2 protein-coding genes are annotated in these 2,502 nt (G+C 49.7%); both read left to right on the top strand.

What is annotated here, in order from left to right; all coding sequences use genetic code 11:
* Window positions 1-190: 190 nt before the first annotated feature.
* Entirely contained in the window at window positions 191-904 is a 714-nt protein-coding gene (locus KDK19_RS23510) for a response regulator transcription factor (protein WP_257279886.1), read from the top strand.
* A 30-nt stretch (window positions 905-934) separates the two neighbouring features.
* On the top strand, window positions 935-2,502 hold a 1,568-nt coding region (locus KDK19_RS23505), incomplete at its 3' end, for an ATP-binding protein (protein ID WP_257293071.1).

Below are 2,502 nucleotides of genomic sequence, written 5' to 3'. Positions count from 1 at the left end.
TCAATTTCTTGCAATCCTCGCTACGGACGCTTAAGTCCGACAGGCTGCTAGGGCAGGAAAATGACCTTTTGGGGAATTTACAGGTCATGTAGGGACTCTAATGCAATGCTGTAGTAGTATCCATCACCTGAGCCTGGCAATTCCCGTCGGGCTTATAGTCTTCATTTTTATAATCTTTGGAAGTTTGGCTGTGGAGAATTCAGAAACAGGTCGAATCCTGATTGTTGAGGATGATGAACGGCTGGCCACACTCACCCGGGACTACCTCGAGAACAATGGACTCTCGGTCTCTATAGAAGGTGATGGTGGCAAAGCGGTTGGTCGTATTCTTGAAGAGCGTCCTGATCTGGTGGTGCTGGATCTGATGCTGCCAGGAGAAGATGGTGTTTCCATCTGTCGCCGGGTTCGTGAGCAGTATGCCGGACAAATTCTGATGCTGACCGCCCGGACCGATGACCTGGATGAAGTACTGGGGCTGGAAATGGGAGCAGATGATTATGTTGCCAAACCGGTTCGTCCAAGAGTGCTATTAGCCAGAATCCGAGCTTTGCTGCGCCGAAATCAGGGGCCTCTGGAAGAACAGGAAGAGCAAAGCAACAGTCGCTTGATTTTTGGTCCGCTGGTTGTGGATAACTCTATGCGAGAAGCCTGGCTGAACGATGTTAGTGTTGAATTAACAAGTGCTGAGTTTGACCTGCTGTGGTTGCTCTGCTCCAATGCGGGTCGAGTGTTGAGCCGGGAAGAAATTTTCTCTCAGCTGCGTGGTATAGAGTACGATGGTCAGGATCGTTCCATTGATGTTCGGGTGTCTCGCATTCGACCTAAGATTGGCGACGATCCCATGCACCCTCGTTTGATCAAAACTGTTCGCAGTAAAGGTTACCTCTTCGTTAAAAGCGAATAACCGCTCTGAGTTATCTAAGTAGAGAAACCTGTGAGTAGCATTTTCTTACGCATATATGGCGGGCTCCTGTTTACGCTGGTGCTCGTCGCTGTTCTATCTGGTATTTCCGTTACGCTGATCAATGGAATAAGACAGGCTGAATATCGTGAAGATATGGTCAGGGGAACCTTTCGTCTGATCGCCGAGACCGTTGAATCGTTGCCTGAAGACGAACGTAAGCCCTGGCTCGAAGACTGGGGAAAGCGTCTTGCGATTCCCTTTGAGCTGGTGAGCCCTGAAAATTCAGGTCTGGATCAGGATCAATTCAAATCTCTGAAGCACGATGGTATCAAGGTTCGTATGTTGGATCAGAACAGTGCACTGGTGATGACACCTCTGACGGGAGACAGCCTTTTGGAAGGTGTAGTGTCGTCTATATCGGAGCAAACAGCCAGTGGTACTCTCAGCCTTCTAAAAGCCAAATTAATGCGTTTTCCCGTCGCTCGCAGAGCAGAAAAACTGAAAGAGTTGTCTGTCAATAGCTTCAGTTACCCTGTCCATCTGGTGGAGCCTTCTCAAACCCGGTTAGTGCCTGTGCAACAGGAGCAGCTTCGTAAAGGCAGCATGATGATGTTGCTGGATGATGAGGCACAGACGGTATCTATCTACACAAGTCTGCCTGATGAATCCCGATTGATCAGAATGGGACCATTAGGGTTGCTGAATCCTTATCCTTTCAAGCTGATGCTGACCATTGGTTTGTTTGTACTGACTTCCCTGAGTCTGGCCATTTATATTCTGGTTCGGGGAATGGAAAAACGACTGCGTAAGCTTGAGAGAGCAGCCACGCGTTTCAGCCGCGGCGACTTTGATGTTCGTGTCTCTTTGCATGGTGCCGACTCTATTGGTCGTCTGGCTCAGGCATTTAATGCCATGGCGGGTCATATCCAGAGACTGTTAAGTTTGCAGAAAGAAATGATCAGGGGTGTTTCTCACGAGTTGAGGACCCCCGTAGCCCGGCTCAGGTTTGGTCTGGATCTGGTGGCCGACGCCAGGACGTCTGAAGAAAGAGATCATCAGTTAGAAGGCATGGATAAGGATATTCAGGAACTGGATAACCTGGTGGATGAGATTTTGACCTATGCCAATCTTGAACAGGGTGCACCAGAGGTGCGTTTCAAGCGGCAAGATGTTGATAAAATCATTGGTCAGGTCGTCAGTGAGCACAAGCGCCTGCAGGATCGTGTGGCCATTGAGCACGTTCCATGCAATATACTTGACCCACGTCGCTTTGCGGACATTGATCGTCGCTATATGCACCGGGCTATCCAGAATCTGGTGGGTAATGCCTGTCGCTATGCAGACAGTAAACTGGAGGTCAGATTTTCTGCAACACAAGACACTTGTCGAGTTGATGTGGACGATGACGGCCCCGGTATCCCAGAGGATCAATGGGATCGAGTCTTTTCAGCGTTTTCAAGGTTGGATGACAGTCGCACCAGAAAATCAGGCGGTTATGGGCTGGGGCTTTCCATCGTGCGGCGAATTATGTATTGGCACAACGGTCGTGCAATGGTCAGCCACAGTCCTCTGGGGGGCGCCCGGTTCAGTCTTGTTTT

It is taken from the genome of Endozoicomonas sp. ONNA1 (assembly GCF_024606325.1).
Lineage (GTDB): Bacteria > Pseudomonadota > Gammaproteobacteria > Pseudomonadales > Endozoicomonadaceae > Endozoicomonas_A.
This window is presented reverse-complemented; position numbering and strand designations above follow the sequence as displayed.